At 57.5% G+C, this 25,423-nt stretch carries 25 protein-coding genes; 15 read left to right on the top strand and 10 right to left on the bottom strand.

Annotated elements, in window-relative coordinates; genetic code table 11:
• Positions 1 to 97 precede the first annotated feature (97 nt).
• The 6 genes from VN577_00520 (at position 98) to VN577_00495 (ending at position 7,330) form a co-directional block, all read left to right on the top strand.
• A complete protein-coding gene (locus tag VN577_00520) occupies positions 98 to 706 on the top strand; it encodes a chemotaxis protein CheB (GenBank protein ID HWR13281.1) in 609 nt (202 codons plus the stop codon).
• An 11-nt stretch (positions 707 to 717) separates the two neighbouring features.
• Positions 718 to 2,622 (top strand): CheR family methyltransferase, encoded by a 1,905-nt coding sequence (locus VN577_00515; protein HWR13280.1) that lies wholly within the window; start codon positions 718 to 720, stop codon positions 2,620 to 2,622.
• Positions 2,623 to 2,697: 75 nt separating this feature from the next.
• Positions 2,698 to 2,919, top strand: coding sequence for a hypothetical protein (locus tag VN577_00510; protein ID HWR13279.1), 222 nt, complete (start codon positions 2,698 to 2,700; stop codon positions 2,917 to 2,919).
• Positions 2,900 to 3,697, top strand: coding sequence for a hypothetical protein (locus tag VN577_00505; GenBank protein HWR13278.1), 798 nt, complete (start codon positions 2,900 to 2,902; stop codon positions 3,695 to 3,697). Before VN577_00510 ends, VN577_00505 begins: the two co-directional genes overlap by 20 nt.
• A gap of 65 nt (positions 3,698 to 3,762) precedes the next feature.
• A complete protein-coding gene (locus VN577_00500; GenBank protein ID HWR13277.1) occupies positions 3,763 to 5,988 on the top strand; it encodes an ATP-binding protein in 2,226 nt (741 codons plus the stop codon).
• Positions 5,981 to 7,330, top strand: a complete 1,350-nt coding sequence (locus VN577_00495) for a sigma-54 dependent transcriptional regulator (protein HWR13276.1) — start codon at positions 5,981 to 5,983, stop codon at positions 7,328 to 7,330. Before VN577_00500 ends, VN577_00495 begins: the two co-directional genes overlap by 8 nt.
• A gap of 13 nt (positions 7,331 to 7,343) precedes the next feature.
• Here VN577_00495 and VN577_00490 read toward each other — a convergent pair whose 3' ends face one another.
• The 4 genes from VN577_00490 to VN577_00475 all read right to left on the bottom strand — a co-directional run bounded on the left by VN577_00490 (position 7,344) and on the right by VN577_00475 (position 10,604).
• Positions 7,344 to 7,709 carry a DUF1634 domain-containing protein gene (locus VN577_00490; GenBank protein HWR13275.1) on the bottom strand — a complete coding sequence of 122 codons (366 nt, stop codon included), beginning with the start codon at positions 7,707 to 7,709 and terminating at the stop codon, positions 7,344 to 7,346.
• Between the two features lie 7 nt (positions 7,710 to 7,716).
• On the bottom strand, positions 7,717 to 8,556 hold the full coding sequence (locus VN577_00485; GenBank protein HWR13274.1) for a sulfite exporter TauE/SafE family protein: 840 nt from the start codon (positions 8,554 to 8,556) through the stop codon (positions 7,717 to 7,719).
• Between the two features lie 90 nt (positions 8,557 to 8,646).
• Positions 8,647 to 10,260, bottom strand: coding sequence for a methylmalonyl-CoA mutase family protein (locus VN577_00480; GenBank protein HWR13273.1), 1,614 nt, complete (start codon positions 10,258 to 10,260; stop codon positions 8,647 to 8,649).
• Positions 10,261 to 10,271: 11 nt separating this feature from the next.
• Entirely contained in the window at positions 10,272 to 10,604 is a 333-nt protein-coding gene (locus VN577_00475; GenBank protein ID HWR13272.1) for a hypothetical protein, read from the bottom strand.
• A gap of 155 nt (positions 10,605 to 10,759) precedes the next feature.
• Between VN577_00475 and VN577_00470 the strand changes: the two genes are divergently transcribed.
• The 4 genes from VN577_00470 to VN577_00455 all read left to right on the top strand — a co-directional run bounded on the left by VN577_00470 (position 10,760) and on the right by VN577_00455 (position 15,053).
• Positions 10,760 to 11,020, top strand: a complete 261-nt coding sequence (locus VN577_00470) for a hypothetical protein (GenBank protein ID HWR13271.1) — start codon at positions 10,760 to 10,762, stop codon at positions 11,018 to 11,020.
• A gap of 199 nt (positions 11,021 to 11,219) precedes the next feature.
• Entirely contained in the window at positions 11,220 to 12,470 is a 1,251-nt protein-coding gene (glgC, locus tag VN577_00465) for a glucose-1-phosphate adenylyltransferase (GenBank protein ID HWR13270.1), read from the top strand.
• A gap of 90 nt (positions 12,471 to 12,560) precedes the next feature.
• On the top strand, positions 12,561 to 13,802 hold the full coding sequence (locus VN577_00460) for an ABC transporter permease (GenBank protein HWR13269.1): 1,242 nt from the start codon (positions 12,561 to 12,563) through the stop codon (positions 13,800 to 13,802).
• Positions 13,803 to 15,053, top strand: a complete 1,251-nt coding sequence (locus tag VN577_00455) for an ABC transporter permease (protein HWR13268.1) — start codon at positions 13,803 to 13,805, stop codon at positions 15,051 to 15,053. It begins immediately after the preceding gene.
• A gap of 19 nt (positions 15,054 to 15,072) precedes the next feature.
• Here the strand turns inward: VN577_00455 and def are convergent, their stop codons facing one another.
• The 3 genes from def to VN577_00440 all read right to left on the bottom strand — a co-directional run bounded on the left by def (position 15,073) and on the right by VN577_00440 (position 16,723).
• Positions 15,073 to 15,654 carry a peptide deformylase gene (gene def, locus VN577_00450; GenBank protein ID HWR13267.1) on the bottom strand — a complete coding sequence of 194 codons (582 nt, stop codon included), beginning with the start codon at positions 15,652 to 15,654 and terminating at the stop codon, positions 15,073 to 15,075.
• Positions 15,655 to 15,694: 40 nt separating this feature from the next.
• The gene (gene msrA / locus VN577_00445) at positions 15,695 to 16,372 is read right to left on the bottom strand and encodes a peptide-methionine (S)-S-oxide reductase MsrA (protein HWR13266.1); all 678 of its coding nucleotides are present in this window, start codon (positions 16,370 to 16,372) and stop codon (positions 15,695 to 15,697) included.
• Positions 16,373 to 16,465: 93 nt separating this feature from the next.
• Positions 16,466 to 16,723 (bottom strand): hypothetical protein, encoded by a 258-nt coding sequence (locus tag VN577_00440; protein HWR13265.1) that lies wholly within the window; start codon positions 16,721 to 16,723, stop codon positions 16,466 to 16,468.
• A 233-nt stretch (positions 16,724 to 16,956) separates the two neighbouring features.
• Between VN577_00440 and VN577_00435 the strand changes: the two genes are divergently transcribed.
• From VN577_00435 to VN577_00415, 5 genes are all read left to right on the top strand, one after another.
• A complete protein-coding gene (locus tag VN577_00435) occupies positions 16,957 to 17,556 on the top strand; it encodes a sigma-70 family RNA polymerase sigma factor (protein HWR13264.1) in 600 nt (199 codons plus the stop codon).
• Positions 17,556 to 18,296, top strand: a complete 741-nt coding sequence (locus VN577_00430) for a zf-HC2 domain-containing protein (GenBank protein ID HWR13263.1) — start codon at positions 17,556 to 17,558, stop codon at positions 18,294 to 18,296. Before VN577_00435 ends, VN577_00430 begins: the two co-directional genes overlap by 1 nt.
• Entirely contained in the window at positions 18,293 to 19,075 is a 783-nt protein-coding gene (locus VN577_00425) for a DUF5668 domain-containing protein (GenBank protein ID HWR13262.1), read from the top strand. Before VN577_00430 ends, VN577_00425 begins: the two co-directional genes overlap by 4 nt.
• A gap of 64 nt (positions 19,076 to 19,139) precedes the next feature.
• A complete protein-coding gene (locus VN577_00420) occupies positions 19,140 to 19,367 on the top strand; it encodes a DUF5668 domain-containing protein (GenBank protein HWR13261.1) in 228 nt (75 codons plus the stop codon).
• Positions 19,360 to 20,787: a DUF4097 family beta strand repeat-containing protein gene (locus VN577_00415; protein HWR13260.1), complete on the top strand. Its 1,428-nt coding sequence runs from the start codon at positions 19,360 to 19,362 to the stop codon at positions 20,785 to 20,787. The genes VN577_00420 and VN577_00415 overlap by 8 nt, the downstream gene beginning before the upstream one ends.
• A 109-nt stretch (positions 20,788 to 20,896) precedes the next feature.
• On the opposite strand, the gene VN577_00410 is transcribed toward VN577_00415, so the two are convergent.
• From VN577_00410 to queG, 3 genes are all read right to left on the bottom strand, one after another.
• Entirely contained in the window at positions 20,897 to 21,100 is a 204-nt protein-coding gene (locus VN577_00410) for a cold-shock protein (protein ID HWR13259.1), read from the bottom strand.
• 381 nt (positions 21,101 to 21,481) lie between these two features.
• Positions 21,482 to 23,308 (bottom strand): tetratricopeptide repeat protein, encoded by a 1,827-nt coding sequence (locus tag VN577_00405; protein ID HWR13258.1) that lies wholly within the window; start codon positions 23,306 to 23,308, stop codon positions 21,482 to 21,484.
• A gap of 1,027 nt (positions 23,309 to 24,335) precedes the next feature.
• Entirely contained in the window at positions 24,336 to 25,409 is a 1,074-nt protein-coding gene (gene queG / locus VN577_00400) for a tRNA epoxyqueuosine(34) reductase QueG (GenBank protein HWR13257.1), read from the bottom strand.
• Between the last annotated feature and the right edge of the window lie 14 nt (positions 25,410 to 25,423).

Genomic DNA, 25,423 nt, shown 5'->3' with positions numbered 1-25,423 from the left:
GCCCCTGGACGAAGCCGAAGAACAAGCTTCGGCCGATTAGCCGGAATCCCGAACAGTTCTCAAAAAGTGTGTTACGCTTGCGCTAATCAGGGGGCCTGTGCCGCAGGAAATCGCCATCCCGCGCGCTTCGCCAGCAGTAAGTAGCCGGGTGCGCCACCTGATCGCTGTCGGTGCGTCTGCCGGCGGGCTTCACTCACTTTTCGCGGTTCTTCAAGGTCTCCCCTCGAACCTCCCGGCCTGCGTGATGATCGCCACTCACCTGAGCGAGACTCATAACAGTATTCTGCCGGAATTGTTAGGTCGCCGTACCGCGCTTGCGGTGCAACCCGCAGATTCCGACCCGCTGCGCGAAGGTATGGTGTTTGTCGCTCGCCCCGGATTCCACCTCACCATCGACGAAACCCGGATGCACCTCCTGAAGACGCCACCCGTCCACTTCCTGCGTCCGAACATCGACCTTCTCTTCGAGTCAGTAGCCGTCGCTTTCGGACCGCATGCAGTTGGAGTTATCCTGAGCGGCACCGGTCACGACGGCTCCCAGGGCATTCGCGCCATTAAAACCGCCGGTGGTGTCACTATCACCGAAGATCCCACCGAAGCAGAATTCAATGACATGCCTCTGGCAGCCAGCCGTACTGGATGTGTAGACTTCGTTCTGCCGTTGGATAAAATTGGCGAGAAGTTAATCCAAATTTGCAGTTCATAGCGCTCTACTAAATGGCGGAAGAGATTTCCCTGAAGCAACTGATTCACCTGATCGCGGAAGAACGCGGTCTAGACTTACGTGCCTACAAGTCGAGCACTCTGGACCGGCGTATACGCCGGCGCATGTTTCAGCTCAACATATCCTCTGCTTCCGAATACCTGTCGCGCATCCGTGAAGATCAGCAGGAAGTCGCCGAACTCCTAAACACCGTTCTGATCAACGTCACGGAATTCTTCCGCGATGCCCCTGCCTGGGATTTCCTGGGAACGCAGGTCCTCCCGCGCCTGTTGCGCAGCCTGCGCCCCGGCGACGCCTTTCGTGCCTGGAGCGCCGGTTGTGCAAGCGGTGAAGAACCGTACTCCCTTGCCATTCTCGTCGCAGAAATCCTGGGACCGAAGTTGGGCGATTTCGACATCAAGATCTACGCCACCGACATTGACGATGACGCGCTGAGTACGGCACGACGAGGCGAATACAACGGCGAGAAACTTCGGCGCATGCGGCCCGACTGGAAAGAAAAGTATTTCCAGGGCACCACCGCCTTCCGCGTGACCCGCGAGATCCGCCGCATGACCATTTTCGGCCGTTCCAATTTGATATCGGACGCACCAATTTCTCATTGCAACCTGGTGCTTTGTCGCAATGTCCTGATTTATTTTGATAGTGACGCCCAGAAGCAGATCTTCAAGCGGCTGCATTACGCCCTGGAGCCAAATGGCATCCTGTTTCTGGGGAAGGCCGAATCCAAGCTGACGGAGTCAAAGTACTTCCGCGCCATACATCCACGCTGGAGAATCTTCCAGCGGATTACGGAGGCTAGAGACGTCCCGATAACCGAACCGGGTGTCTCTGAGATGGTTATGCCTGACGAGAGCAGAACCCAGCACGAACTTCGCTCACTGAAATTACAGCACCGGCACCTTCTTGAGACCGTCAAATCCGGCGTCATGATTCTTGACCTCCGCGATGTGATCGTTTCTCACAACGACGCGGCCGTCGCCACCTTTGGTTTGGCAGGCCTTCGCCTCGCCGGCAAGAAGCTTCACAACACGGAAATGGTCTTCCGCTGCCCCGAACTGCCAGGACGCGTCGAGGCAACGCGATCAGCTGGAAACGATGTCGTTTCGTTCCAGTGCCGCGTAAAGGTCGACGGCGATGAAAAACTTGTCTCGATCATGCTTCGGCCCGTGATGGGCGAGAGCAACGAGCGCGAAGGCACCATCATTTATTCGGAAGACATCACCACCCAGGACCGTCTGCAATCCACCATCGAACAGCTCGAAGCCACCGGCGAAGAGCTTCAGTCGGCCAACGAAGAACTCGAAACCACCAACGAAGAACTTCAGTCCACCAACGAGGAACTCGAAACCACCAACGAGGAACTCCAGTCCACTAATGAAGAATTGGAGACGACCAACGAAGAACTCCAGTCACTGAACGAAGAGCTCGAGAACATGAACGAGGAACTCGAGCGTCGCAGCCGCGAACTGAACGAACTGACTTCACGCTACGCCGAAACACTTCGTCTGATGCCCTGGCCCGTCCTGCTGGTCGATCGTGAAGAGAAGATTCAACTTTGGAACAGCGCCGCTCAAAAATTGTTCGGCGTCGGCGCCACCTCCGTTGTTGGTGTGAACGTGGACCAACTCCCCATGGACAGCGAACTGCGAAAATCTATTTTGCGCCGGTGTCGCTTCGTAGCCGCCAAAGCGAAGCCAGCTGTTCTGAAGAACGAGAAGTTCAAAACGGCAAGTTTCGAAGGGTCATTCGATCTACATTTCACGCCCCTCAGCCGCGATACCGATCATCTGGATGGCGTCCTGATCATGTTTGGACCCATCAATGGTGAACTCAACTCCAGGCGCTCCAGCACGCCCACGGCTCCGGCGAAGAAGCCCGGCAAGCCCAGCCGTTAACACGGATGCCTAGGGCAAGAAATACCCCGGACGCGCGATTTCAGCGGGCGGATTTGGGACTATACTCGACAAACCATGGCCGCAGTTCCCCCGAAAAAGCCCGGCTCCAGCGCCGCTACACGCACTCGGAATCTCACCGACAAGGCTCGCAACGAGCAACAGAAATCCGTTCTGCTCCGTGAAGTCGCCCGTATAAGAGATGAGCAAGCACAACCCATCCGCGACGAGAACGAAAAGCTCATCAAAGCCAGCAAGAAGGTCTACCGCAAAGCCGTCCGTGCTCGTAAGGCTGCCTGAAGCGCAATCCCGTATCCGCGAATTCTATTCCGCCCTTTACAAAACCTGGGGACGCCAGCACTGGTGGCCCGCCGAATCCGCCTGGGAAGTGATCGTTGGCTCGTTTCTGACCCAGAACACCGCCTGGACGAACGTCGAGCGCGCCATCAACAATCTTCGTGCCGCGGATGCCCTGAGCATCGAGGCGATGAGGGCTCTTCCGCTGGCCTCTCTCGAACAACTGATTCGCCCTGCCGGCTACTTTCGCCAGAAAGCCTCAAGGCTGAAGACCTTCATCCATCATCTCGACCAGCATTACGCCGGCTCAGTCGATCGTCTGTTCTCCCGTCCGACCAACGAGCTCCGCGCCGAGTTGCTTTCTCTGAACGGCATCGGTCCTGAAACCGCAGACTCCATTCTCCTTTATGCCGGGCAGCACGAGGTGTTCGTCGTCGACGCCTACACCCGGCGCATCCTCGAACGCCACGGCATCTTGTCCGCAATCGCAAAGTATGAAGATATCCGGGCTGCGTTTGAAGCCGCGTTCCCCCCCGGAACAGGCTTTGACGAACCCGCTCTTGAGCATCATCACAAACCTCCCGGCGCTCACCATCCGCCATCCGCCATGAGCGAAGCGCCGCGGTCCCCTCGGGCACAAATCTTCAACGAATTTCACGGACTCATCGTCGGAGTGGGCAAGAACTACTGCCAGTCCCGCCGGGTAAGTTGCGAAGATTGCCCCCTCGGCAGGTTTCTCCACAGTCCAATTCGGCTCAAAATGAAGCAAAGGTCAAAGTAGAACGGCAACTTTCGCTGAGTTCGCTTGTCTATAATTGATAGTCGGATTTGTCTCCCGAATCGCCAATGCGAGATAACCAGCGACGTATTCGCCGCAGGACCGCCGCGATCTTGCTTGCGGTGCCCGCGTTCGTCTTGCTGACATTCCTGTTCTCGCAACAGGCGTTTAACCTGACCTTCCTTCGTCCGGACAGCAGCAGCCAGGCCCTTGTTTTCGCCGCCTTGTCGGCCTTCGTCTTCCTGCTGTTCCTGCTCCTCTGCTTGATGCTCGCCCGCATCCTGCTGAAGTTAGCCGCCGAAAGGCGCGGCGGGGTGATGGGTTCGAAGTTCCGGACCAAGCTCGTTTCGGGCGCGCTGGCACTTTCGTTCGGACCGGTGCTCTTCCTGTTTCTGTTTGCCTACGGATTGATGAACCGCTCTATCGACAAATGGTTCTCCAGTCCCATCGAAGAGGTCCGGCGCGATACCACGACCATCGCCACCACGCTGGCTGAATACACTCTTGAAAATGCGCGGGCGGAAGCCGTCTCCCTCGCCGTTGCTCCTGAAACGGAGAAAGCTTTCCAGACCGGCAAGTTCGGTCCTTTGCTCGATGAATTTCGTCGCCGCGACGCTCCTTTACAGGGCGGCTTCGCGTTGGCGTTGTTGGATTCGGAACTTGAAGCCAGCTACCAAATTCCGACCACCTGGCCCCAACTCGCCCAGAAGTTGCGTATCTCATCTGGCAGTCTGAGCCTGCCTACTTCGATCCAGATTGACCGCCGCCAGTTCCTCATCGGATGGCAGGAGGTTGGTCGCAACGGCATGATCATCGTCGGCATGTCCATGCCGCCGAACTTCACCAGGGCCGTGGCGCAGATGGAGCAAAGCCAGCAGGGCTATCTTTCGCTCGCCAACGAACGAAAACGCATTCGCCTTACCTACATGATGCTGTTGCTGCTGATCACCTCCGTGGTGCTTTTCGCAGCGACATGGTTGGCGGTGTTCCTCTCCAAGTTCGTCACCACACCGGTGGCCGCGCTAGCCACTGGCACTCAGGAGTTGTCGAAGGGCAATCTCGACTACCGCGTGCAAGTCCCTGCCACCGATGAGCTCGGCGAACTCGTTGGCTCTTTCAACCGTATGGCGGAGGAGTTGAAGAGCAATCGTCTGCGCCTTGAAACCTCGCGACTGGAACTCGCCGAAGCCAATACGGAACTTGACCAGCGCCGCCGGCATATCGAGATCGTTCTCGAGAACATTCCCACCGGCGTGCTTTCGCTCGACGCCATCATGCGCGTGACGCACGCGAACGCCGCGCTCACTCGCTTGTTCCGCCCCGATTCGAACGGCAGCAGTTCCGCCATCCTCCGCGGCTCTCATATTCGCGACATCTTTCCGCAGGATCTCATCGACGATCTCGCCCACATGCTTCGTAAGGCCGACCGCATGAGCACCGCCACCAGCCAGTTGGAAGCCGTCATCAACGGACGAACGTTAAGTCTGGCCGTCACCGTTGCCTCCCTGAAGCATGAGGCACAGCGACTCGGCTATGTCGTCGTTTTCGAAGACCTCACTGACCTGCTGAAGGCGCAGAAGCAGGCTGCATGGCGCGAAGTTGCACGCCGCGTCGCTCACGAAATCAAGAACCCGCTCACGCCCATTGCACTTTCTGCGCAGCGCATCAAGCGCCATCTTGAGCGTGGCAGTGCCCCCGACGACGCTTCTCTTGCGGTCATTCACGGTTGCGCTGAAACCATCGCCGGGGCCGTTGAGACCGTGCGCACACTGGTGGACGAGTTCTCCACCATGGCTCGCTTCCCGGCTGCCCAGGTACGGCCGTCTGACATCAACAACATCGTTCACACCGCGCTCTCCATGTTCGACGGACGCCTGGAAGGCGTCACGGTGCGTACGTTCTTGTCACCTGAGTTGCCAAAAGTAATGGCCGATCCCGAAGCGATGAAGCGCGCCTTGGCCAACCTGGTGGACAACGCCGCCGAGGCCATGCGTGATTCGCTGGTCCGCGAAATCCAGATTACGACCTCCGTTCTGAGCACTCGCGATATGGTGGAAGTGGTGATCGCCGATAGTGGTCACGGCATTACCGCCGAGGCGAAGGAGAAACTCTTCCTTCCCTACTTCTCAACCAAGGGACGAGGCACCGGACTGGGGCTCGCCATTGTGAGCCGGATCGTGGAAGATCATCATGGGTCCATTCGAATCGAGGAGAATAGGCCGGTGGGAACTAAGTTCATTGTGGAGTTACCAGTAGCAACGGAGTCTTCCGTGGAAACTGCGGCTCATGCATAACATCCTGATCGTTGACGACGAAGTCGCCATTCTTGAATCTCTGAAGGGCATCCTTGAAGACGAGGGCTATAAGCCTTCGACGGCACAGAGCGGCGAAGAGTGCCTGGAAACTCTTCGCAAGCGCCAGTTCGACGTCGTCCTGCTGGACATCTGGCTTCCGGGCATCGACGGCCTCGACACTCTCGGCAAGATCAAGGAATCCGAAGACAGCCCCGAAGTCGTCATGATTTCCGGCCACGGAACGATTGAAACTGCCGTCCGTGCGACCAAGCTCGGTGCCTTCGACTTCCTCGAAAAACCACTCTCGCTTGAGAAGACGCTGATCGTCGTTAAGAACGCCATCGAGCGACGTCGTCTCCGCAACGAAAACCGCGACCTGAAGCATCACCTTCCGCCGACCGTCATCGTTGGTGACAGCGTTCCCATGAAAGCCCTGCGTCAACAGATCGCACTAATGGCGCCAACCAATGGCCGCGTCCTGATTTACGGCGAGTCCGGGACCGGCAAGGAACTGGCTGCCCGCGCCATTCACGCGGAAAGCCTGCGCAAAGACCAAACCTTTGTCGAACTGAACTGCGCCGCCATCCCTGAAGACCTGATCGAAAGCGAACTCTTCGGTCACACCAAGGGCGCATTCGCCGGCGCCGCCGCCGAGAAAACCGGCAAGTTTCAGAAAGCCGACGGCGGAACTCTCTTCCTTGATGAAGTCGGCGACATGAGCCTGAAGACGCAATCCAAAGTATTGCGTACGCTCGATGAACAGCGCTTCACTCCCGTCGGCGGCGACGAACCTCTCACCGTAGACGCTCGCGTGATCGCCGCCACGAATCACGATCTCGAAGAAGAAATCTCGCGCGGCAACTTCCGTGAAGACCTCTTCTACCGCCTCAACGTGGTGCCCTTCTACGTTCCGCCGCTTCGCGAACGCAAGGAAGACATTCCCCTGCTCGCACGGCACTTCCTGAAGGAATTTTCCGCCCAGTACAGCCGGCAGACGAAGCAGATGAACGACGAAGCACTCGACGTACTCACCCGCTACGCCTGGCCCGGCAACGTCCGCGAGTTGCGTAACGTCATCGAGCGCATCGTCATCATGAATCCCACGGTCTCGCGCTTCGAGCGCAAGCACCTGCCGCCGCTTGTCTATCGCGAAGGAACGCGCCGCAGCGGATCCGATTTCAGCAGCTTGCAACAGGCGCGTCAGGCTTATGAGCGCGATTACATCCTGAAGAAGCTCGACGAAAACCACGGCAACATCAGCCGGACCGCCGAAGTCCTCGGGCTCGAACGAAGTCACCTTTATCGCAAGATGAAGGCACTTCAGATTTCAGTGAAAGAGTAATGCGCAGATTGGCTTACGTCGCGTGCGCCATGCTGAAGATCAGGATCGCGAGCACGATCAGGCTGACGGCAACATAAAGCCGATCGCGTTCCACGAAGAAGCCCACCGCCGCCAGCACCACCCGCGCAACCGGCGTAGCAATCAGCAGCAGCAGTCCCAACTGCATGATGCCCTGGCTGTCGCCGTGAAATGCTGAACGGAAAATGCCCCCCACGGTTCGAAGATGGTCACCACTGGGGACAAAAACGTGAAACGCAACTGGCGTCATCGCGTTCTTGAAGAGATAAAAGACGGCGCCAAAGGCGACCACCGCTGCCGCCGAGAGCACCCCGATCCGCAACAGGTTGCCGATGAACGTCTCGAGTTTCTGGTCGGTCATCAGCACGTTACACCTTCCCCATCAATCCGTTGTAGATCATCTGTATCGCCAGGAACAGAACCACGGCGCCGAATACCAGCCTCAACGTTCCAACCTTTGCGCGCGCCAGCACTTTGGTTCCGACGAAGGCTCCGCCCAGCACTCCCAGCATCACCGGCATCGCAATTCTCGGATCGATATAGCCTCGCCCAAGGTAAACGCCCGCGCTCGCGGCCGCTGTTACGCCGATCATGAAATTGCTGGTGGTGGTGGAAACCTTGAACGGAATCCTCATCGCCCGGTCCATCGCAATTACTTTCACTGCGCCCGAGCCGATGCCCAGCAATCCGGAAAGTGCTCCGGCGCCCATCATCAGTCCGAATCCCACCGGAACGCTCTGTACTTCGTACTTCACCATTTCGCCCTGCGAGGGATAGCTGCCGTTGAGCTTCAGCTTTGTCGCGAGCGCATCGTGACGCGCGGGCACATCGGCGCCGTGGGTTCTCGACATCAACGAATGGTAAGCAGACTGAATCAGCACCAATCCAAAGATGACTGCAATCGCGTGCGTGCTGATGCGAGTGACAAGGTACGCCCCCACCAGTGCACCAAGTGTGGTTGCAATCTCCAGGAGCATTCCGATGCGGATATTAGAATAGCCTTCGCGAACGTACGCGGCAGCGGCGCCGGAAGAGGTGGCGATCACGGATACGAGGGACGCGCCAATCGCATACCGTAGGTCAACGCCGAATAAAAGTGTGAGTACCGGCACCAGGACCACGCCGCCGCCCAGGCCAGTTAATGATCCGAGAAACCCTGCAACCGCGGCAATCGCCCACAGCAGCAAAGTGAACACGATGGTCGTCAATCGATTCCGTCCCTCAACTGCGAAGGCCTATTGTAGTCCCCCGGCAAAATCGTACGGCAGGCCACGGCATTCTCGAATCGACCGTGCCGTCTAAATCACAACAGCTTCTTTGTATTCCCCGAACACCTTCCGCAGCGTATTGCTGATCTCGCCTACTGTCGCGTGATTCTCCACTGCTGCGATGATAAGAGGCATCAGGTTCTCGCCCGATCTCGCCGCGTCCTCAATCTTCGTAAGTGAATCCTTCCACGGACCAGCAGCGCGTTTCGCGCGGAGCGCCTGAGTACGCTCCACCTGTTTGCGCTCGAGCGATTCATCAATCCGCAGGATCGGCACCGGTGTTTCTTCCTGCAGCCGGAAACGGTTCACGCCTACGATCACCTGCTGTTGCGACTCGACTGATTGCTGGAAGTCATACGACGCGTTCTGGATCTCCTGCTGCACATATCCTCGCTCGATCGCCTTCAGCATGCCGCCCATGCCGTTAATCTTGTCCAGGTACTCCCACGCGCGCTTCTCGATCTCATTGGTCAGCGATTCCACGAAATACGATCCCGCCAGCGGATCGACCGTCTGCGCTACCCCTGATTCATACGCGATGATCTGCTGAGTTCTCAAAGCGATGCGCGCCGACTGCTCCGTCGGAAGCGCCAGCGCTTCGTCGAACGAATTCGTGTGCAGGGATTGTGTCCCTCCCAGCACTGCCGAAAGTGCCTGCAAGGCGGTGCGAACGATGTTGTTCTCCGGTTGCTGTGCCGTCAGTGACGATCCCGCTGTTTGCGTGTGGAAACGCAGCATCCACGATTTCGGGCTCTTCGCTCCGAACTGCTCGCGCATGATCTTCGCCCACATCCGCCGTGCCGCCCGGAACTTCGCCACCTCTTCCAGGAAATTCGAAAACGACGCAAAGAAGAACGACAAACGCGGCGCGAACTTATCGATATCCAGCCCTGCGTCGAGCGCTGCTTGCACGTATGTCATGCCATCCGACAACGTGAACGCCACCTCCTGCACCGCCGTGCAGCCCGCCTCGCGCATGTGGTAACCGGAGATCGAAATCGTGTTCCACTCCGGGACTTCTTTGTTGGCATACGCGAACAAGTCCGTCACCAGCCGCATCGCCTGCTCCGGCGGGTAGATATACGTTCCGCGCGCGATGTACTCCTTCAGGATGTCGTTCTGCACCGTCCCGGCAAGTTTCCGGACCTCACTTCCCTGTCGCTTCGCCACTGCGATGTACAGGGCTAGCAAAATGGTCGCGGTCGCGTTGATCGTCATGGAAGTGGAGATCGTGTCCAGCTTGATCCCGCTGAATAGGCGTTCCATGTCCTCAATGGAATCGATCGCCACGCCTACTTTGCCGACTTCCCCCATCGCCATCGGACTATCGGAGTCCATACCGATCTGCGTGGGCAGATCGAACGCGACGCTCAGGCCGGTCGTGCCTTGCGACAGCAGGTACTTGTATCGCTTATTCGACTCCTCAGCGTCGCCCATGCCGGCGTACTGACGCATCGTCCACAGCCGTCCCCGGTACATCGTCGGGTGGACACCACGCGTGTACGGATACTCTCCCGGATAGCCGACCTCACTGTCGTATGACCACCCCTCCAGGTCGCTGGGCGTATACAACGGCTCGACAGGGATCTTCGATGTTGTCGCAAACTGCGGTTCCTGCTTAAGAGACTGCTTCGACTCAGCCATAGCTTGATTGCTCACTTCTTCCGGCCAGCCCGTATAAACGCGCTGATCGCAAAATAGAGGAACATCGCCGCGAGCACCGCCGCCATAATGGCGCGCCCCGGCCCCATCTTTCCCGCCGTATAGGCCCGATATTCACGAAACGCCCCGTACGCCACCACTAACCCAAACACCAGGAAGAACAATCCCATCACCTGGTGGAACAACGCATGTAGCGCGTTTCGCGCCGTGTTCAGGAACCCGCGTCCGGCGTGGTAACCCGCCCTGCTCCAGCGGCTCTGTCCGGCTTGCCTCCCTATAACACGGCTGACTGCCCTGAATTTGTCTGTTCCTGTTGGTTCCGGCACCCGTTCATCGTATAACCCGCAGCCGAATCAGGCCACAGGACAAACATCACAACCTTCTGTGGTCAAAAACCCGAACTCGTCCGGCTGCATCAAAACACACTAGAGGCTAATACGGAGACTGCGAGGGACCCTTGAATCCAAAGTTGAAGCAGCTGATGAAAGAACTGGGAGAGGCCATCAACGACTCCCTTTCAGATTCCGAGCAGATCTCCGAGGTTATCGCCAAAATCAAGGCTGGCGGTTACGACGTTTTCCTCGTCCTGGAAGCCACCATCGGTTTCAACAAAGCGGAAGAACCCACCGCCAAGGGCCCGGTTAGCGTCGGACGCAAGTCCTCTGAGCCCGAATTCAAGGTCAATACCCAGGATATGAAATTTCTGAAATCGCTTCGCATCTCGCTCGACGATGCCGCCTGACGAACTAACTTTCTAAACGGATTTTCTGCCGCAAGCGAACCATTCACGGCAGGCTCGCTTCCAAGATTTTTTGAACGGTAGTACCAATCTTTCGCACGGAAGTGCCCATGCCACTATGTGCTACCATTTCAGTTCTTAATGAGTTTTTCTTTATCGGCCCTCGTAACGTAACTGCACCTCGTATCCTTCGGACTGAAGCATGAAAGACACGCTTGGAGTTCTGCTAGCAGGTGGCGCAGGAGAGCGGCTGTACCCGCTGACACGCGACCGTGCCAAGCCGGCAGTAACATTCGGCGGCATCTATCGAATCATCGATATCACGCTGTCCAACTGCATCAACTCCGACCTGCGTCGCGTTTATATCCTCACGCAATACAAAGCCCTTTCTCTGAACCGTCACATCCGCGAAGGCTGGAGCATTGTCGCCAGCAACCTCGGCGAATTCGTCGAGATCCTGCCTCCCATGAAGCGGGTCAGCGAGAACTGGTATCTGGGCACCGCCGACGCCGTTTATCAGAACATTTACTCCATCGGTGCGGAGCAGCCCAAGCACGTCCTGATTCTCTCGGGCGATCACATCTACAAGATGAACTACGGACGCATGTTGCAGCAGCACAAGGACTCCGGTGCTGATGTAACGCTTGCGACCATCTTGATCGATCCCAGCGAAACCCGTCACTTCGGCGTCGTGGAAATCGACCGCGACGGCCGCATTACGGGTTTTCAGGAGAAGCCGCGCGTAACCACCATCCGGTCTCCCTATAACCCGGCGATGGTTTCCGGCTCCATGGGCGTGTACATCTTCAACACCGATGTGCTCATTCCCGTCCTGCTGAAGGACGCTGAGGACCCGGAATCGCGCCACGACTTCGGCCACAACATCCTTCCCCGAATGGTGGACGACTACAAGATTTACTCGTTCAACTTCATCGACGAGAACAAGAAGGAAGCGTTGTACTGGCGCGACGTGGGGACCCTCGATGCCTACTACGAGGCCAACATGGACCTCGTTTCGGTGTCGCCGGTCTTCAACTTATACGACCGCGACTGGCCCATGCGCACGCACCAGCGCCAGTATCCTCCGGCGAAGTTCGTTTTCAACGAAGCCGGACGTACCGGCACTGCGCTCGACTCCGTCATCTCTGCCGGTTGCATCATCTCCGGTGGCGCCGTACGCAATTCAGTGTTCTCGCCGGATGTCCGCGTCAACTCGTTCGCGGAAGTCGATTCTTCCATCGTCTTCAGCCACGTCAACATCGGTCGCCACTGCCGGATACGCCGCGCAATCATCGACCGCGACGTCCACATTCCGGAAGGAACCGTGATCGGCTACGATCACGAGGCCGACCGGCAGCGCTATTTCGTTACCGACACCGGTATCACCGTCGTGACTCGCGACTACTCGCTGTTCGAGAGTCCTGTCGCCGTCGATTACTTCACCTCGGAATAGTCCTGCAATCACTCCAAGCGCGGGCCCTGTACCCGCGCTTCTTCTTTGTACCCCCACTTCAGTAGTAGTATCAATTCAGGCTTCTTTACATTGCTATATCGACTTACAACCGCGATTCGCCTTGCACTCGACTCCATCCGCGTCCATAAATTGCGCAGTTTTCTTACCGTTCTGGGCGTGGTCGTAGGAGTTGCGAGTGTGGTGGTTGTCGGCGCCGCCATCGATGGTCTTGGCGTCTATGCGGAAAGTGTCACTGCCAAATCATTTGGCAGCGAGAGTTATCTCATCGCCCAAATCGCGTCCGTGGGACGCTTGACCGGACGCGAGCTCGCCGAGAAACAGCGTTATAACAAGCGGATCCGCCCCGAAGACGTCAATTTCCTGCGAACGGAAACCGGCGACTCCATCATCTACAGCCCCTACTCCCAGCGACTCGAAGATATCAAGGGCGGTAACCAGGTCTACGAGGCAGCAAGCGTGATCGGCGTGTCCTACACTCTGCCCGACATCCGCGACGTACCCATCGAAGATGGTCGCTTTTTCACCGAATCCGAAGAACGCATGCGGGCTCCGGTTGCCATCATCGGGCAGGACATCCGTGATGCGCTCTTCCCTTCCGTGCAGCCGATAGGCCAGAAGGTCCGCGCCGCCGGCCGTGAGTTCACCGTCATCGGATTGCTCGAACGCCAGGGTTCATCGTTCGGACGCAGCCTCGATAACCCCATCTACATCCCGGCCACTCTCTTTGCCGAAATTTACGGAACTCAGAACGGCATTGCCTTCTTCGGAAAGGCGCGGAAGAACAGCGGGCTCTCCATGGACGAGGCGCTGGACACCACCCGCGTCGCGCTTCGCAGCCGCTTCCATGCCCAACCCGGCAAGCCTGATAACTTCGACACGCTCACGCCCGATTCCGTTCGCTCATTCATCGACCAGATCCTCGGCGTCATTTCTGCCATCGTCGTACCTGTCACCAGCATTTCGCTCATCGTCGGCGGCATTGTCATCATGAACATCATGCTCGTGAGCGTGACTGAACGGACGCGTGAGATCGGCATCCGCAAAAGCCTCGGTGCGAAGCAAAACGAAATCCTGCTTCAGTTTCTGGTCGAGTCGGTGATTCTCTCGCTTGTCGGTGGACTCATCGGAATTACCGCCGGCGCGGTTCTGGCCGAAGGAATGAGCGTCATCTTCGGTATCGGCGTAAAAATCACGGCCACCTACGTCGTCCTCTCGATCCTCGTTTCGAGTACCGTTGGCATCATCTCCGGTTGGTATCCCGCGCGCCGTGCTGCGCGCCTCGATCCCATCATCGCGTTGAGGGCTGAGTAGATGAAGATCAGCCCCAGGGAAACGCTCTCTCTAGCCTTTCAGGCCGTCTGGAATCACAAGTTTCGCTCGGGTCTAACCGTGCTTGGCGTGGTTATCGGAATCACCACGGTTGTCACGGTTGCGTCGCTCATGACCGGATTGCGCAAGAGCATCGTTCAATTCTTCGAGGAGTTCGGACCGAACAGTATCTTCATCGCGCGCGTGAGTGGCGATCCCTCCGGAGCAAACGCTCCGCTGAAGGAACGCCGCCGTCGGCCGTTGAAGCCAGAGACCGCCGCGTACCTCAAGAGCGTCGTTCGTACCATCGACGATGTCAGCATCACGCTGTTCATAAACGCTGCGCCCGGCACCTTCATCACCGCGAAAGTCCCCGGTTTCGAGTCGGACAATGTCAGTCTGATTGGAGTCACCGCCAACGGATCCGAGATCATTCCCCGCGACCTTCGCCAGGGAAGGACCTTCACTCAGGGCGAAGGCGAGCGGGCCCAGCGAGTCGTGGCCATCGGATCCAGCCTCGCCGATGCTCTGTTTCCCGCCGGTGATGGAGTCGGAAAGCAGATCACGGTCGATGGAACCGAATACACCGTGCTCGGCGTTTTTGCGCCCGCCAAGGGCGGCTTCTTCGGCGAGAACGGACTTGATCGCCAGATCGTCGCTCCCTTTGAAACCATTCACCTGCGCTATCCGCAGGCCGACGGCTACTTCTTTACCGCCAAGGCAAAAAATGGCCAGCGTGCCGATGCGATCGAGGAAATCCGCAACGCCATGCGTAAATTCCGTCGCATTCCGCAGGGTGGCGAGGACGATTTCTCGATCTCCACTGCTGACTCAATCATCGAGAACTTCGACCGCATCACCGGCATGATCATTGTCATTTCCATTGCCATCTCCGCCATCGGTCTCCTGGTCGGCGGTATCGGCGTGATGAACATCATGCTCGTCAGCGTCACCGAGCGCACGCGCGAGATTGGCGTACGAAAAGCCATAGGTGCGCGACGCTCCGACATCATTCTCCAGTTCCTGAGCGAAGCCGTCGCGCTCACCGGCGCCGGAGGCCTGATCGGCATCATCTTCTCCGTGTTCATCGTCGTTCTGTTGAATATCGTGCTGCCGGCGCTCCCATCGGAGGTGCCGCTCTGGGCCGTCATGACCGGCCTTGGCGTTTCGGTCGCTGTCGGAGTTTTCTTCGGAGTCTGGCCCGCCGTTCAGGCCTCGCGACTCGATCCCGTCGAAGCCCTGCGCTATGAGTAAGCGGCCATATCTGGGGGTACTAGAGCCCCAGCTTTTGCTTAATTGCGGCAGTCGAAGTGTCCTTCCATTGCCGCGTGAAATTCTCCAGCGACATGAAGCTCCGCGAGTGCATGCGATCGATGTATAGCATCCCGTTCAGGTGATCGATTTCATGCTGAAGAATCCGCGCATACCACCCTGAAGCCTCGATCACCTTGGGCTGCGCTTTCTCATCCAGGCACTCCACCCTCACCCTCCGATATCGAGGCACTAGCGCCGTATAACCCGTCAGGCTCAGGCACCCTTCAAAGAACTCCACGTCCGCTTTGCCGGCTGGCGTCAGCTTCGGATTGATGATTACGTGAAACGGAACTGGCTTTCGTTCGCGTTCGGCAATTTGTTCCGCCGTCAGGTTGCGGCTGTAGTCCGGCAGGTCTTCAATGATTGCCAACTGAATAGACTCGCCCACTTGCGGCGCCGCCAACCCCACCCCCGGAGCATCACGCAATGTCTCCTGCATCAGGGCAATGAGTCGCTGAATTTCCTCGGACCGTATCTCTGACGCAGAAAGTTCTCGCGCTCTCTCACGCAGAACCGGATCGCCAACCTGGACAAGCTTCAAGTGCATCCAGCGAGTATAGCGGGGGCCCTACCGAAAGCGCCTAGTGCCCCTTGTACTCGACGAACAATTCCGGAAATTGTTTCTTCAACTCGGCGATCTTTGGACGATCGCAGATCTGCACATAAGGCGCGTTCGGATTCTTCAACGCGTAATCCTGGTGGTAATCTTCGGCCGCGTAAAAGCCTTTCAGCGGACTCACCTCGGTAACAATCTTCGCCGGAAACACCTTCGCCGCCTCAAGCTGCGCGATATACGCATTCGCCAGCCGCTTCTGCTCGTCGTTCACGTAGAAGATTGCCGACCGATACGACGGGCCGACATCCGGTCCCTGGCGATTGAGCTGTGTCGGGTCATGTGCAACCGCAAAGAACACGCGCAATAACTGCCCGTACGTTATCCGCGATGGATCGTAGATCACCTCCACCGACTCGGCGTGCCCCGTACTCTCGGTGGTCACTTGATCGTATGTCGCCGTCGAAGCCTTTCCTCCGGCGAATCCGGCCGTCGTTTTCACTACTCCCTTGAGTCGTTGAAACACGGCCTGGGTGCCCCAGAAACATCCGCCCGCGAAGACCGCCTTCTGTTGGCCCGGCTTCGCAGCCAACGGAACATCCGTTGTTGCAGCCGGCACCTTAGTCGAAGCCGCGCGAGCATGATGAGCAAAAAGAAACCCGACAACCATCAAAACCAGAACCAGCCCGAATAACCGGTACGACATGAGCACACCTCACCCTCTGCCTATAAGACACTCAGGCGCAGGAAAAGATACAGAACATGTGCTGGTGGCCCTATTTCGTGAGCTGACAAATCACTAGGCTATGTCGCGGTCCTGATCCCGGTATTCCTCCGGGACATCGTCTTCCGGCACTTCCCGCGTTGTGACCTCCGCCACGTCGGCGTCTTCCACGTTCTCGACTCCGTCAATCACGCTTGCCTCGAACGAGTTCCCTTCCTCCACCAGTTCTTCCACGCTCTGGGAATCCGCATCCGCGACCTCGGAAATCTGCTGAATATCCCCGGACTGACCTGCCGAATCCGGGTCGTCATTGCGCTTTCGGAAATTTGCCATCGTTCCACTCCTTGCCCATGAGATGCCTGTCGCCGCCCCTTCGACCCTGTCTATTTCCCATATCCGAACCGGACAGTGAAATCTCCTAACTGGTTAATGAAACTGGGTTTCCCGGCTGATACAATCCCCCTTCGTTTGCCAAATCTGAACTTTCGTCCCAGCACCTGCGTATCGCTTATGTGGCTACTGCGGTTTTAGGGCAGGATCTGGGGGTACTCCCAAGGGGGCAGCGGGTGGACGACACCCAAGTTGTCACTGCATTGGTGCGCCGTTGTGTCGCAGGCGATGCTGACGCCTGGGAGGAAATAGTCCGCCAGTTCAACCGCCGTATCTACAACGTTTGTTATAGATTTACGGGTTCCCCCGACAACGCCGAAGACCTCGCCCAGGAAGTTTTCATCAAGCTCTACCGCACTCTGGACAGCTACGCTCCCGAAAAGGGCGCTTTTGCCACTTGGGTCATGACCATGACCCGAAACCTCCTCGTCGACCACTTCCGCAAGACCCGCCAGGACCGCGTAACCGACTCCCTGGATGCTGGTTTGACTGAGGATGACGATTCCATTTCTCTCGGTGACAAAATTCAGGATTCCGGCCCCTCCGCCGACGAGCGAATCCAGCGCCGCCAGACCCAGGAAATGGTCCAAAAGGCCATCCAGAAGCTCAGTCCCGAGCTCCGCGAGGCTGTCATCCTCCGCGACCTCCAGGACATGGATTACAAGGAAATCGCCATTGCCCTCAAGGTCCCGGAAGGCACTGTGAAATCAAGAATTAATCGGGGTCGTATGGAACTTGCAAGGGTCCTTTCACGTACTTATAGGCAGGTGACGTAATGGCAGAAGAACTCAAAAACGGTATGCAGTGCGCTGAGTTCGACGCCCTCCTGGCTGATGCCCTGGATGGCTCGCTGGGCGGCACGAAGCGAATCCGCTTCGACGCTCATCGTGCCTCCTGTCCCGCCTGTTCGGCGATGTTCGCCGAAGTCGAGGCTGGCATGGGCTGGCTCAAGGAGCTACCTGAAGTAGAACCTCCGGCTGGCTTTGTTCAGCGCGTCCTGATCGCAACTTCCGGCGCGCCTTCACCAGCTAGAACTGAGGCACCGAAATCCTGGACGGAACGCTGGCGTGATCGCATTCCCGCGTCCCTCCGCCCGGTCTGGGGTACGGTGATGCAGCCTCGCTTCGCCATGTCTTTTGCCATGGCGTTCTTCTCCATCACCTTAGTGCTGAATGTAGCGGGCATCCGGCTCTCCACGCTGAAGCAGGTTGATCTTCGGCCGAGCGCCATTGTCCGGGGCTATTACGAAACTTCCGGCCGCCTGGTGAAGTACTACGAGAACATCCGTTTCGTGTATGAACTCGAAACCAAGGTGCGCGATCTCAAACGTGCTGCCACCACTCCGGAAGACAAACCTGATCAAAAAAAGGATCAGTCGAACGACAAAAAGGGAAACGAACCAGATCAGCGAAACTACCAGAACTACAGCCAGGACGAATCGCAAGAAGTCGTGGCGAGCTGTCACGGATGTGAGTTGGTGAATCCCTGGTTACCGGCCCACAGGAGATTGTCATGAACTGCACGGTCCATCCCGAAAGTGCAGCAACCGCATACTGCCGTACGTGCGGCAAGGCGATGTGTGACGCATGCAAACACACGGTGCATGGTGTCATCTACTGCGAGGATTGCCTCGCGCACCGTGTGAACCAGCCCGGTACGACGGTTATCCCCATCGCCCCGGTTCCGGACGCCCCCAGCCCCGGCATAGCCCTCTTGCTCGGATTCATCCCGGGTGTCGGCGCCATGTATAACGGCCAGTTCTATAAGGGACTGATCCACGTCGCGATCTTCGCCGGGCTCATCGGTCTCGAGAGCACCGGACTGCCCAATGGACTCGACGCCATCGTCGGCCTGTCCATCGGCTTCTGGGCTATCTACATGGTCATCGACGCCTACAAGACCGCCAAGGCCCGCCAGTACGGACTGCCGCTTCCCGATCCCTTTGGCTTCGAGAAGATGTTCGGCGGCAACACCAGCGCATCCTCTACTCCGCCTCCTCCACCGGCGAGTGGATTCGTTCCAGTGCCACCAGGCGGTCCGCCTGCACCGGGTTATATCCCGGTGGCACCGCTTCCGCCTAACTATGTCGCGCCGCCACCTCCAGAGCCCCGTGAGGCGAGTCCTGTCGGTGCCATCATCCTCATCGGTATGGGCGTGCTGTTTCTGCTTCATCAGTTTGGCTGGTGGCAGTTCCACTGGCTCGGCCGGATGTGGCCGCTCATCCTTATCGCCCTTGGCGTCTGGATGATCATTCGTCGATTTGGCTCCGGACAAACCAGTCCGAACCAGGAGTAGGAGGACACGTATGAATGGATACCGCTATCGCTGTAATTGTGCTCGGTGCCGCAGCCGCGGAATTATGGGACCTGCCGTACTCATTACTCTCGGCGTGCTGTTCCTGCTCACCGAGTTCTACCACATGCGGTTCCAGTGGCCCGTGTTGCTGATCGTGATCGGACTGGTCAAAGTCTGGCAGTCCACCACTTCCAGCGAAGGCCACATGCAGTACCAGGCGATGCCGCAAGCGCCTCAGCCGCCTGCGGTACCTCCGGCCGAACAGGGTCAAGGACAGGTGCACAATGGCTAGTCCGACTCCAGTTACACCTCCTCCGTACTATCGGCGGCGCCGGTCTCTGGCCGGCCCGCTGGTTCTCATCATCATCGGCGTATTCTTCCTCCTGATCACCTCGCACGTGATCAGTTGGCCGCAATTCGGACACTACTTCGCCCGCTACTGGCCCTTGCTGCTCATCTTGTGGGGCGGCATTCGCCTCGCCGAGTATTACACCGACAAGCAGCATGGATACCCCGCCCGCGGCATCGGCGCCGGCGGCGTACTGTTCCTCATCCTTCTGATCATTTGCGGTCTTTCTGCTTCCACCGCCGACCGCCTGAACTGGCAAGCCATTCAGGGTGAGATCGACGTCGACGACAACTTCTTCGGAGGCATGTTCGGCCAGACCTTCAACTTCAACGCGACTCAGCAGCAGGATCTGCCCGCTGGCCTGAAAGACGCCTCCCTCCGTGTCCTCAGCGATCGGGGCAACGTCACCATCAAGTCGTGGGACGATAACCGCGTCAAGGTCGATGTCACCAAGAAGATCCGCGCCAATGATCAGAATGACGCCAACCAGGTCGATCAGCAGACCCAGCCCACCATTAACATCGACGCCAACGTCATCACCGTAAACGCTAACACCTCCGGTGCTGGCTCACGTGGCGTGCGTACCGACATGGAAATCTGGGTACCCCGCGCATTAGCGCTCGATGTCGCCACCCGCAATGGCGATGTCATCATTGCCAGTCGTCAGGCCGGAATTAAGCTCAGCACCTCTCGCGGCGATATTAACGTTTCCGATATTACCGGGAATATCGACATTGACCAAAAGCGTGGGGACATCCAGATCAGCAAGGTGACTGGCGACGTTAATATTCAGGCGCGCGCTGATGACACCACCATCGCGGAAGTCAACGGTTCCGTGAAACTCAACGGTGAGTATCTTGGCGGCATCAATCTCTCAAAGATCACCAAGCCTGTGACCTTTCACAGCTCGCGTACCGACATGGAATTTGCCCGTCTCGATGGCGATTTCAGCATGGACGCCGGTGACCTTCGCGCCAACAAGTTAGCCGGCCCCATGCGTGTTCTTACCCGTTCCAAGGATGTCCATCTCGATGACTTTGCCGGGGACCTGCGCGTTGAGAACGCCAACTCCACCATCGAAGTCCACAGCACGAAATTGGGCACCATGGAAATCGACAATCGTCGCGGTGACGTCCAGATCTTCGTACCCGACAAGTCCACCTTCCAGGCTGACCTCCGCGCGCGTAACGGCGAAATCACTTCCGACTTCGATGCCCTCAAGGTGAGCACCATCCGGAACGACGCCAGCGCCACCGGAGCCATCGGTAACGGCGGACCCAAGCTTCAGGTCACCAACGAGCACGGCAATATTGAGATCAAGAAGGCCGGACAGGCGCCACAGCCCGAGGCCGGTAAGGATTAGCGCTTCAACCTGCCAACTGCCCGGCCTCTCGGCCGGGCGTTTTTCTTTCTGTACCCCCAACAGAAAACCCCTTCCCGCGGGAAGGGGTTCTTGGGAAACTCAGTTACGCCTAGACTCTTGCGACGTTGGCAGCCTGGAATCCTTTGGGCCCTTTGAGAAGATCGAATTCAACTGTCTCGCCCTCGTTCAGGGTACGATAGCCATTTTCCTGAATCGCGGAATAGTGAACGAAGACGTCTTCCCCCGTTGAACGCTGAATGAAACCATACCCCTTGGCTCCATTGAACCACTTCACTGTACCTCTTTCTCTCACAACGTACTCCTTTCGCCTCAATAAATGGGCCCCGGTAGCTTTTCCTGACTGCTACCTGGGGATTTCCAGGTTTCTGTCGGTCGTCGAAGCCGGTCTGGGACAAACGAAAAGGCTCCCCGATGCTTCGCTTGTCTTCCACGAAGCATCCCAGGGGAGCCTGAACTTTGCGCAAAATGCGACTACGTAACACCGAAACATCAACCCAAGTCCGCTGGCCGCAACGGCCAGTTTGCTGACCCAAAAATGGGGCAGCAAGAAACGGATAATATTCAGAGACTTAGCTTGTTTGCAAGAATAATTCGCTCTTTATCCGTCAACTTGGACCACTCTGGGAAAATCTCGGGATTGTTAGTCAACATCCCGTGCCCATTGGTAAAAACTTTACTTCCCGGCCTGTAATTCCAGCGTTACCAGGTCGCCGTCCGCCTTCCCGCCCGGCTTGTAATTCACCAGTACCTTGCGGTTCTTCCAGTCGCACGAGAACTCGTCCGCCCCCATCACCATGAGCTTCTTGTAGTTTTCCGTGCGCAATCTCAGTAACTTCGCGCCGCTCTTAACACTCACGACAGCGGCCGGCTCCGCCGTGCAATCCACCGACTGCAGATTACCGTACAGGTACTGTATCTTCCTTGTGTCCGGTTTCACGTCCACCGCGCCGTGCTCCTCCACCGCCTCGGATCCTTCCTTTTTTCGCCACTGCGGGGCTGTGATGTCGTCCTGCCATGTCTCGCGTCTGCGCGCCTGTTGTGCCGCCACTTCTTTCGCGCTCTGAAGGTACGCGGTGTTCTGTTCGCACATCTGGCGCACCATCGGATCCATACTGTCTTTCAACCGCACCAGCAGCGCTTCCGCCTGGTCATACTTTTGCGCCCGGATGTACAGCCCTACCATGTTCGCCTGGTACATCTCGTTACTCGGGTTCAGTTCGATCGCCTTCATCTGTGCCGTGATCGCCGGATCGAACCTCCCCTCCGCACTCAGTGCAAACGACAGCAGGTTGTAGGCGTCCGCCATAGTCGGATCCAGTTCGATCGCTCGCTCCACCACTTGCCGCATTGCGATCACTTCCGCCGGCGAAGCGCTTCCCGCCATCGCCTCGCGGTTCATCAGCAACGCCGTCAGGTACACCAGTCGCGCATCCTTCGATTCCGCTCCGCCTGCTTTTCGGAAATACTGCATGGCCCTATCTAGATCGTTCTGGCGCAGGTAAATGTATCCAAGCCCGCGGTTCGCAATCGGGTTATCGCTCTCCTGTTGCAGGATGGCCTCAAACTCCAGCTTCGCCTTGTCTTGGTATTCGCGCGAATGTGCGTGCAGGTCCGCCAGATTGGCCTGCGCCGTCAGGTCAGTCAGTTTGCGCGATTCAACCGGGTCTGGATTCACCGGGGGCATATCGGTCACGTAGTACTTCAGCGTTCCAAAACCGTACTTGCGGATCGTCTTGTCCAGCGTTGCGATATCCACCCCGAATGCCTGTTGCACCGCTTCAGGCACCGGCGCCTTCTCGATTTGCGTTAGCTGCAGGTACTTGGCCAGTTGCTCCAGCTTCTGGTTCGCCATCAGGTAGTGCACCGTCACCCAGGACTGCGCGTAGAAAATGCTCCGCTTGTCGCCTTCGTTATAAGCCTTGGAATTATGCTCGACACTCAATAGGTCCTGTAGCTTCATCCAGCTCTGGTTCACCAGCGTGTCGGGAATGCCTGCGGGAACATTTCCGAACTCCAGTTTCTTCCCACTTACCTTCAGGCTCCGGAAATACTCGGCATAGCCTTCGCTGAACCACAACGGAACGTCCGGGAAGTTCCCCGCCAGCAGCAGGTGCGCGTATTCATGAAAGGCTGTCTCGTACGGATCCGGCGCCGACATGTCGATCACGATGAAGTTACGGTCGTCGCCGCCCTGGAAGAATCCGGCTACCTCGACCGCTTTCCCCTTCCACAGCGGGCCGTACTGCTTTACCTCGCTTCTGCTGCGGAATGCGATGATCTGCAACGGGACAGGCATGTTCACCTTCGCCCGTCGCCACATGCTGCCGAAGACAGCTCGCATCTGCTCGAATCTGAGCGCAATTTCTCGCCCCTGCTTTTCGCTGCTGTTGGTCAGCACGTTGAAGTGCGCGGTTTTTACCTCGTACCACGGTGCTGCGGCGAAGGCCTGTGAACAGATGAGGAGAAGGAGAAGGGAAAAAAGAAGAACTCGGCGGCCCATAGCAGGATCCTCGGACGCAAAATCGTAGCACGATCGAAAGTCCATCGCGCCATGTCCCATGCTCTTTCCTGATATGGGAAAAACGGACCTCGAACTCGGCCGCCCCCATTTCCGGTGTCAAGGGGGTCATCACCCCCGAGCTGCACGTAAGTTCCTGATTTAACGGCAAATATATATTTCGGGAGGTTGGCATGGTGCCCCCGCCCAAATTGCTATCCTGAATTTGTAGATGGTTTTCGTTCTCTGTCATTCTGAGTTCTGAGGCAAAGCCAGTTTGTTGGGGGGTGTCATTCTGAGGCGTAGCCGAAGAACCTCTGTACTTGGGTTTTGTCATTCTGACCCTGACGCTGAAGCGAAGTGAAGGGGAGTGCTTTTGCCGACGACTGATAACCGACAACCGACGACCAACAACCACGAACAATAACTAGAAAGTAAATGCCGGTGGACCTAACTGCTCTGAAATGAACAGCTTGGATGTAAGTCCTTTAGAATCCTCGATCGGACCAAAAGTCTACACGTAAGCCATTGATTCCATTACATCAGAAGAGATAGGGGGAGGGGGGTAGGTATTCTGTCGGCCCAATGCTGCCGGTTGCGCACAGATTACTCATTTGCAAACGGTCGGATCGTACGACGAGAAATGGACCACCCCGGTGCGAAAGCAAAAAAATCGGGCCTCCCTAACTTGGGGCAGTTAGGAGGCCCAGCGTACAACGGGGTTGGGGACTTACAACTAAACCTGTTTTCGGTACAGGAGACGGTACCCGATCGAACCGTCTCCTGACCCAAAAGCAACCCGGTCAAAAATCTCGGGGGAGGGCTTCATCCCAGGTTGCCGACAATCCGTTTACTAAAAATGCGGTCCGAGCCGGGAATGGAATCGGATAATTTTTTCCCTGCCCGGTTATGAACATCGTTGGTACATGCACCAACGTTGCCAAAACCTAAACTGCTGATTTTCTGAGATTTAGGTATTTTTTCAACAGTCGGCCTTCATGTAATTTCTGCCGGGACTCTGTAGGAAGGCTCAACTCCGAATCTTTTTCACAGCCCAACGCGCATGCTCAGCCACTGATTCGTCAGCGTCTGCTTCGAGTTCTGTGAGGAGCGGAAGAAATCGTCTGTCGCCGCTGTTGCCGATTGCGATCACGGCGTTGCGGCGGATGCCGCTTCGCTTCGTGCGCTTCACTGGAGAGTTTTTGAACATGGTTCGGAATTCGTCTTCCGAGATCGTGGCGAGCTTTTCCAGCGGCGGATTGACGAGATCGGGACGCGGTTGGAATTCGGCGGTGTTCGTGAGCGCCGCTTCGCGGTTGGTGCGGTTGTTCCACGGACAGACGTCCTGGCAGATGTCGCAGCCAAAAACGTGGTTCTGCATCCCCTCGCGAAGCTCTTTGGGGATGCTGCCCCGCTTTTCGATCGTGAGATACGAAATGCACTTCGACGCGTCGAGCTTGTAGGCGTCGACAAAGGCGTTGGTGGGACAGGCATCGAGGCAGCGGGTGCAGGTGCCGCAACGGTCAGGCGCGAGGATGTCGGCCTCAAGTTCGATCGAGGTGAGGATCACGCCGAGAAAGAGCCACGAACCGAGCTGCTGGTTGATGATGCAGGTGTTCTTGCCGACCCATCCGATGCCGGCATGTTGCGCGAGAACGCGTTCGACCACGGGACCGGTATCGACGTAAGACCACATGCGGGCCTGCGGCTCACCGGTGGCTTCGCGGATGCGCTCTTCGAGAGCGCGCAACTTGGGCAGAATGATGTCGTGGTAATCGCGCTGGCCCCAGGCGTAGCGGGAAATCCAGCCGCGGCTTTTGTCTGGAAATTCCGTGGAGTACGGCTGGTCGGTGTTGTAGTTCAGCGCGCAGACGATCACCGACTTCGCCCACGGCGCGGCCTTCTGAATCGACGCACGCTTCAGGTCGCCTGCTTCCGTGCGCGATTCGAGGTAGCGCATCTCGCCGTGGCGCTGCTCGGCGATCCACTGCGGAAAGTACTCCAGTTCGCGGAACTGCTGGACGGGCGCAATGCCAGCCAGATCAAACCCAAGCTCGCGGGCGGAATCCTTGATTAGCGCGGAAATCGAGGAAATTGCAGGCACAACCAGCTATTATC

Source organism: Terriglobales bacterium (assembly GCA_035561515.1).
Taxonomy (GTDB): Bacteria; Acidobacteriota; Terriglobia; order Terriglobales; family Acidobacteriaceae; genus DATMXP01.
Note: the sequence above shows the minus strand (reverse complement) of the source record. Positions and strands in the feature narration are given on the sequence as shown.

Coding starts and splice junctions, on each gene's coding strand:
- VN577_00515 (HWR13280.1), top strand. CDS start 718: ATGGCGGAAGAGATTTCCCTGAAGCAACTGATTCACCTGATCGCGGAA.
- VN577_00510 (HWR13279.1), top strand. CDS start 2,698: ATGGCCGCAGTTCCCCCGAAAAAGCCCGGCTCCAGCGCCGCTACACGC.
- VN577_00500 (HWR13277.1), top strand. CDS start 3,763: ATGCGAGATAACCAGCGACGTATTCGCCGCAGGACCGCCGCGATCTTG.
- VN577_00495 (HWR13276.1), top strand. CDS start 5,981: ATGCATAACATCCTGATCGTTGACGACGAAGTCGCCATTCTTGAATCT.
- VN577_00490 (HWR13275.1), bottom strand. CDS start 7,709: ATGACCGACCAGAAACTCGAGACGTTCATCGGCAACCTGTTGCGGATC.
- VN577_00480 (HWR13273.1), bottom strand. CDS start 10,260: ATGGCTGAGTCGAAGCAGTCTCTTAAGCAGGAACCGCAGTTTGCGACA.
- VN577_00470 (HWR13271.1), top strand. CDS start 10,760: ATGAAAGAACTGGGAGAGGCCATCAACGACTCCCTTTCAGATTCCGAG.
- glgC (HWR13270.1), top strand. CDS start 11,220: ATGAAAGACACGCTTGGAGTTCTGCTAGCAGGTGGCGCAGGAGAGCGG.
- VN577_00455 (HWR13268.1), top strand. CDS start 13,803: ATGAAGATCAGCCCCAGGGAAACGCTCTCTCTAGCCTTTCAGGCCGTC.
- msrA (HWR13266.1), bottom strand. CDS start 16,372: ATGTCGTACCGGTTATTCGGGCTGGTTCTGGTTTTGATGGTTGTCGGG.
- VN577_00440 (HWR13265.1), bottom strand. CDS start 16,723: ATGGCAAATTTCCGAAAGCGCAATGACGACCCGGATTCGGCAGGTCAG.
- VN577_00430 (HWR13263.1), top strand. CDS start 17,556: ATGGCAGAAGAACTCAAAAACGGTATGCAGTGCGCTGAGTTCGACGCC.
- VN577_00425 (HWR13262.1), top strand. CDS start 18,293: ATGAACTGCACGGTCCATCCCGAAAGTGCAGCAACCGCATACTGCCGT.
- VN577_00420 (HWR13261.1), top strand. CDS start 19,140: ATGGGACCTGCCGTACTCATTACTCTCGGCGTGCTGTTCCTGCTCACC.
- VN577_00415 (HWR13260.1), top strand. CDS start 19,360: ATGGCTAGTCCGACTCCAGTTACACCTCCTCCGTACTATCGGCGGCGC.
- VN577_00405 (HWR13258.1), bottom strand. CDS start 23,308: ATGGGCCGCCGAGTTCTTCTTTTTTCCCTTCTCCTTCTCCTCATCTGT.